Genomic DNA, 5,375 nt, shown 5'->3' with positions numbered 1-5,375 from the left:
GCCCAGCGAAACGACGGATCCTCGCAACGTAAAATCATGCAGTTAGGCCTCATGAGAAAAGTGTACACCTGAGATGACAAGCATTTTCAACCAAAACTGGCATGGAAAAACAGCATGATTACCTATTATTCAACAAAGCCACAACTGTGGTGATCTGCTCCGATGATTACCCAAAAGTTCTATTTATTCAACAAAGCCAAACAAAGGATAAAAATAAACGATGAGAGAATTGAAACGCTACGACGTTGGCGCGTTACCGCGCCAAGCATTATAGGTGTGGCTTAAGAAAGGTCGAGACGATAAAAATCAGTCACGCGCTTGCGCGTACCAGATGATTTTGCTGACGTGCCAAGTTTGCAGAATATCATCAGAGGGCATTAAGCCTTCCGGGCCGTTCCAGTCACCGGAATAGAGATAACTGACGTTCTTGCTTTGCGATTCAACGCACTCTACGCTGCGGGCATCATCCCCTTGAGCAAGCTGGCAGACCTCAAAGGCTTTACTGTAATGGGCGCTGAATGCATCCCCGATTTTCACGCCCCATACGCTGGCAATTTTCGCATCCATAACCTCGACGCGATTGACCTGCGCTTTGGGCTTACCGCTGATCAACAACTTGATCTCATTACCATCCAGCGCCTGATAGAACGCCGTGATTTGGCCGTTAGTGGTGCCCATACCGCTGCGTAAACGATAATTACCGTTCAGCGCCTGGTTTATCGGCTCTTGTGCCAGCGGAGTGCCGCCATTAAGCCCGCCGACACCGGCATCCGACACCTCTATTTTGCTGACAAACCAGTTGAACGGCGACAGGCTGGACCAGGAGAAGTTAGAGCGCGCGCTACATCCCGTCAACAAAAAGGCGGCCAGCACACAGGGAACAATCAACCGAACGGAGCGAAACCTCATAACATAAATTCCTTTAACAGTGAGCGGCACCTGTGCCACCCCACGATTGCATACGTGAGGGTTTGAGTCTCAGGCCTGAGAAAAGTGCAGTAAAAAAACGGTCAAGCGGGCAAGATTATCGTCGATTATCACAGTAAGGGGAAGCGAGCGACCTAATACATTGGCGGTACGAACAAACTCCCCATCAGTAAGCCTGCTGCCAAATTATAGCGACGAGGCGGACTCAACCTCATGTTGAAAAACATAAGGATCGGACAACAGGCCAAACTGTTCATCGTCAGGGTAGGTGACGGCAACATGGTAATCTTCGCCCGCAAACGCTTTTACCGCTTCAATATCTTGCCAATAGGTGGCAAGAAAGAAATGCTCACAATCGCCTTGCGTAACCCTTTTGACCGCTGCCCCCAAATTGCCCGGTATGCTTTGGGAGTGTTGAATGCCCGTGACATCTAGGTGTGCCGCAAATCCCGCTGCATGCGAAACGGGAACGCATCCGTGCCATGTTCTTACGATCATTATTCTGCTCCAGCAAACGTGATTCAGATAACCTAACCGAAGCAACGTACCACAGAAAGTAATAATTGCCTTTCACATCAGCAATCAGAACGGGATGACCGAAGGAAGGCCACACAGGCCTTCCTTCTGATTGATGACGTTATCCCGCCGTCACCGCGCGAAATGTGGTGAGGTCGTAATTATGCTGGAACAGATCGTCCAGTTCACGCTGGTGGGTTATAGCGATCACCGTACACGCCGGCAGCGCCTGTTTAAGCTCGCTCAGCAACACACGCGCCGCACCGTGATCGAGACTGCTGGTAGCCTCATCCAGATAGAGCGTATCCGGTTTAGCGATCAACGCGCGGGCGAAGGCCAGCCGCTGTCGTTCACCACCGGAAAAGATACAATCCCAGTTATGTCGCTCAGCCAAACGATCGCACCACTCACCGAGGCCAACCCGTTCCAAGGTGTGCTGCATGGTGCTGACATCCTTGAGCGGTGGGTGCGGGTAACACAACACCTCCGCCAGCGTACCCTGCACCAAATAGCTTTTCTGTGGCAACAGTAGCGAGCGGCCCGCTTGCGCTTGCCACTGCCCGCGATAGTAGGGCCACAGTCCGTTCAAGGTACGCAGCAGCGTCGATTTACCCAATCCACTTGGCCCGGACAGTTTGCTCCAGCTTCCCTGCGCACAGTGCAGCGCCACATCGTTTAACAGCGGGGTGCCCTGTGGCGTAGCAAATGACAGCTTCTCGATACTCAGACATTCGCCCACGTCCGGTTCCGCCTGCTGCGGCTGATGGCGATCAATTTCCTGCTTGAACTGGACCAAACGCTGGATGCTGGCTGAAAGCATGGTTAACTCCACATACATGTGAATAAACCAGCTAAGCGCACCGTGCACCTAAGCAAACGCGCTGCGGATCTGCATTAAGCCGCAGAGCGTCACCGTTTTCGATAAAAAGGCAGGCAGCGCGGCAAAAATGGGCACAATCAGACTGACACGCATATAGCCGGAGGTGAAGAAACCCATATTACGCTTCGCGTCCATCAGTTGACGCCAACTGCGGGCGACATCGCTAACATGGCGCGCCAGATAGGTTTTTTCCTGCGCCTCACCACCATAGAGCGCGATTTGTTCCGCATTGTCGTGTTTACGCAACAGCGCGGCACGGAAATCCGCTTCTGAGCGCTGTCGGGCATAGCTGATGCCGTGCAGTTTTTTCCCCACCAAATGCGTAATCAAAGTACCCACCACGGTGTAGATAATCACCACACACACCAGATAGCAGGAGATCGCCCACTCACGACCAAACAGGGTAAAGCGTTGCACGCTAGAGAGCTGCCAGAGAATGATCATAAACGACGATAACCGACCCGCATTGATGATAAAGGCAGCCACCATGCTGACCAATTTATCTGTAAACAGATTGATATCTTCGGCTATACGCTGATCCGGGTTGTCAATTTTCCCGGTTAACGACATGCTATAAAAAGTACGCTTTGCCAGCCAGCCATCAACAAATTGCGCGGTCAGGGCGCTACGCCAACGGATCACCAACAAGCTGGTAAACCAGTCCTGATAAACAAAAACACCGATATAGAGCAGGATGTAGACCGTGTACTCTTTCATCAAGCCAAACAGCTTGCTGCTGTCGTAGGTGCTGAGCGTGTCGTAAAACACCCGGCTCCATTCGTTGATCTGCACGTTGAGATAGACGATGCCGAAGCCCATGGAGACAGCAACAGCCAGCAGCGACCAGGCGCGCCAACTGCGCCATCCGCCCCAGAAAGGGCGGCACAGTTCCCATAATGCGCTCATAGGGTGACGTCTCCATCCGTTGCGCTGTCCGCTGTTTCAGCACCTTCTCGCGGCAATGACAGTAACAGCACGCGGTTAGCCGGGTTGAGCAGCTTGGCTGCCATTGCACGCACGCACTCTAATGTCACCACCTGCGCGAGGTTTGCCACGTCACTCAGATATCGCGGATCGCAGTAGTGGCGATCGCTCAGTATCAGGCGCCGCTGCTGGGTGGTGAGATCATTGTTACGCCCTTGCTCCGCGCGGATAAATTGCTGGCGCTGCTGTTCAACATCGTCTGCGGCAAGTTGACCAGCACCTGTTCGGCGCGCTGCCACAGTTCATGATACCGCTCAGGAGAAGCGGTAAAGCTTATCTCGGTCTCGATGCGCTGGGCCTTGTCGGCCAACTCACTGTCTAGGCGCATATGGTAAATACCCAACGCCTCATCGCGCAGGCTGTTTTTCAGATATTTATTTGCCAGGTTGCGCGCAACGCTAACTTGTACCGCCGTCTGTGGCGTCCAGGGTTGTTCGGTATAACTCTAGTCCCGCACTTCTGAGCGAGGTTCGATATTCAACGCCACGGTTGATTCGCGTGTGCCAGCCAGCGCCCGATGTGGCGTGATAGCCAGCTGGGTAGCACGCGGCAATGATGCCAGATAACGTTCCACCAGCGGCAAGAACGTCTCTGCCGGTTGGTTCGCCATCAGGTAATAGGTTACCGGTACGCTTACTGTCTGTTGCCATTGGGTGGGCAACATCGGCGCGGTGACACCGCGCAATTGCGTTTGATCAGGCTCTTGATACGCGGGCTGCCCAAAGCGCAAACGCGTCATTTCCCGCTGACGCAGATCGCCTGACGACTGGCTGCGGTTGGCCCGTTGGCGCATCGGAGATGCCAGACTGTCTTTCATGACGCTGGCGTCAACGCTCGCCTGCGTGTTCATTGCATGATAAAGCTGGAACAGCGAATGAACCTGTTTCAGCGTGGATAGTCCGGTGATCTGCAACTCATCCGCACTTTGGCTGACGTTAAACGACACCGCTTGCGCTTGTTTCCAGTCGCGCAAATTCTCTGCACGACAGCCCTGTGGACCAATCTGCACCACAATCTGGCTGGCAATTTGCGCCTGCCAGGGGTTGAGCGTTTTCGCCATAAAACCGGCATTGCTATAGGCCGACAGGTAAAACTTGTCGTGCGCCAGCGGCGTGCGCAAGTAAACCACGCGATCGCCGTTCGCAAGCTGCCATTGCTCCACCTGCTGCTGCGGGAAGTGTTGCACCGCAGTGCGCTTACCCGTCGTGGTAACCACAGGCAGTTCCGGCACCACTTTCGCCAACGGCAACGGCGCGGTGGCAAGATTAACCGCGCGGGCTTTTTGTAGCTCAGTGGTTATCACCGTTGCCGTCGGTAGGGTAAACGACGCATTGCCAAGTACGCTGAATTGCACCAGCGTATCCGACGCGGCCAGCCAACGCTGCAAATGACGATTCACCTCTTGCGGAGTGATGGTCGGCAGCAGCGTCAGGGCATCACGACTAACCTGCTGCGCGCTGACATAGGGTTTGCTTTGCAGCCAGCTAGCCGAGAGTTGCTGAACCCAATCGGCAAACTCGCGTGATTCCACATTGTCAGCCATGCGATTGGCCGCTTGTCGAATATCGTTTTTAAGCGCAACAATGTCGCGCTCGCTGAGCGGATAGCGCTTCACGCGTTCGATCTCTTGCAGCAGCACCGGCAACGCCGCCTGATGTTCGCCCGGAATCACATCGGCAAAAAAGCCCACCGCAACAGTGGGTTTGCCAATATCGGATTCACGCACCACCAGACGGTCGTGTATTCAATATGTTGATTGAAGTGTGAAATGTCCGGTTTTGGATGTGGAATACAGTGGCTAAAGTTGATGTAAGATGCCCGTTTTGTGAACAGACATCTCCTGTGAAAAAACACGGTGATGGCAAAAGTGGCCATCAGCGTTACCGTCTTCAGTCATGCAAACACAGATACCTACAGGGCTTACAACGACGAACTTCCAAAAGTAAAACACATTGTTAGCAAGCCGTATACACAGCGTATTGAGTGTGCACATCTGACACTGCGTAACCGATTGCAACGGCTCAATCGCAAGACGCTCGGATATTCAAAATCATCCGAAATGCACGAT

General features: G+C 53.4%; 7 protein-coding genes and 2 pseudogenes. 3 read left to right on the top strand and 6 right to left on the bottom strand.

The genetic code is table 11. The features are described from left to right. Positions 1–101: 101 nt before the first annotated feature. Positions 102–224, top strand: coding sequence for a hypothetical protein (locus QZ506_RS06665; protein ID WP_291969956.1), 123 nt, complete (start codon positions 102–104; stop codon positions 222–224). A gap of 82 nt (positions 225–306) precedes the next feature. Here the strand turns inward: QZ506_RS06665 and QZ506_RS06660 are convergent, their stop codons facing one another. The 6 genes and pseudogenes from QZ506_RS06660 to QZ506_RS06635 form a co-directional block, all read right to left on the bottom strand. Next, a complete protein-coding gene (locus tag QZ506_RS06660; RefSeq protein WP_291969954.1) occupies positions 307–909 on the bottom strand; it encodes an RpoE-regulated lipoprotein in 603 nt (200 codons plus the stop codon). Between the two features lie 204 nt (positions 910–1,113). Next, entirely contained in the window at positions 1,114–1,425 is a 312-nt protein-coding gene (locus QZ506_RS06655) for a hypothetical protein (protein WP_291969952.1), read from the bottom strand. 139 nt (positions 1,426–1,564) lie between these two features. Then, positions 1,565–3,229: pseudogene (locus tag QZ506_RS06650) on the bottom strand (ABC transporter ATP-binding protein/permease). After that, positions 3,226–3,546, bottom strand: a complete 321-nt coding sequence (locus tag QZ506_RS06645; RefSeq protein WP_291969950.1) for a hypothetical protein — start codon at positions 3,544–3,546, stop codon at positions 3,226–3,228. Before QZ506_RS06645 ends, QZ506_RS06650 begins: the two are co-directional and overlap by 4 nt. Positions 3,547–3,752: 206 nt before the next feature. Beyond that, positions 3,753–5,036, bottom strand: coding sequence for a hypothetical protein (locus QZ506_RS06640; protein WP_291969948.1), 1,284 nt, complete (start codon positions 5,034–5,036; stop codon positions 3,753–3,755). Continuing rightward, positions 4,976–5,182 (bottom strand): hypothetical protein, encoded by a 207-nt coding sequence (locus QZ506_RS06635; RefSeq protein ID WP_291969946.1) that lies wholly within the window; start codon positions 5,180–5,182, stop codon positions 4,976–4,978. Before QZ506_RS06635 ends, QZ506_RS06640 begins: the two co-directional genes overlap by 61 nt. Here QZ506_RS06635 and QZ506_RS06630 point away from each other — a divergent pair. Both QZ506_RS06630 and QZ506_RS06625 read left to right on the top strand, forming a co-directional pair. After that, positions 5,150–5,266 carry a hypothetical protein gene (locus QZ506_RS06630; protein ID WP_291969944.1) on the top strand — a complete coding sequence of 39 codons (117 nt, stop codon included), beginning with the start codon at positions 5,150–5,152 and terminating at the stop codon, positions 5,264–5,266. The two genes, QZ506_RS06635 and QZ506_RS06630, sit on opposite strands and share 33 nt — an antisense overlap. Further along, positions 5,256–5,375, top strand: a pseudogene (locus QZ506_RS06625) (IS1 family transposase); the annotation flags it as partial. The gene QZ506_RS06630 and the pseudogene QZ506_RS06625, both read left to right, overlap by 11 nt.

The sequence above is a fragment of the Candidatus Symbiopectobacterium sp. genome (assembly GCF_020054415.1).
GTDB lineage: Bacteria > Pseudomonadota > Gammaproteobacteria > Enterobacterales > Enterobacteriaceae > Symbiopectobacterium.
Note: the sequence above shows the minus strand (reverse complement) of the source record. Positions and strands in the feature narration are given on the sequence as shown.

What these genes read in the sequence shown, in the direction of transcription:
- QZ506_RS06635 (WP_291969946.1), bottom strand. Translation starts at nt 5,182, where the DNA reads ATGGCCACTTTTGCCATCACCGTGTTTTTTCACAGGAGATGTCTGTTC.
- QZ506_RS06665 (WP_291969956.1), top strand. Translation starts at nt 102, where the DNA reads ATGGAAAAACAGCATGATTACCTATTATTCAACAAAGCCACAACTGTG.
- QZ506_RS06655 (WP_291969952.1), bottom strand. Translation starts at nt 1,425, where the DNA reads ATGATCGTAAGAACATGGCACGGATGCGTTCCCGTTTCGCATGCAGCG.
- QZ506_RS06660 (WP_291969954.1), bottom strand. Translation starts at nt 909, where the DNA reads ATGAGGTTTCGCTCCGTTCGGTTGATTGTTCCCTGTGTGCTGGCCGCC.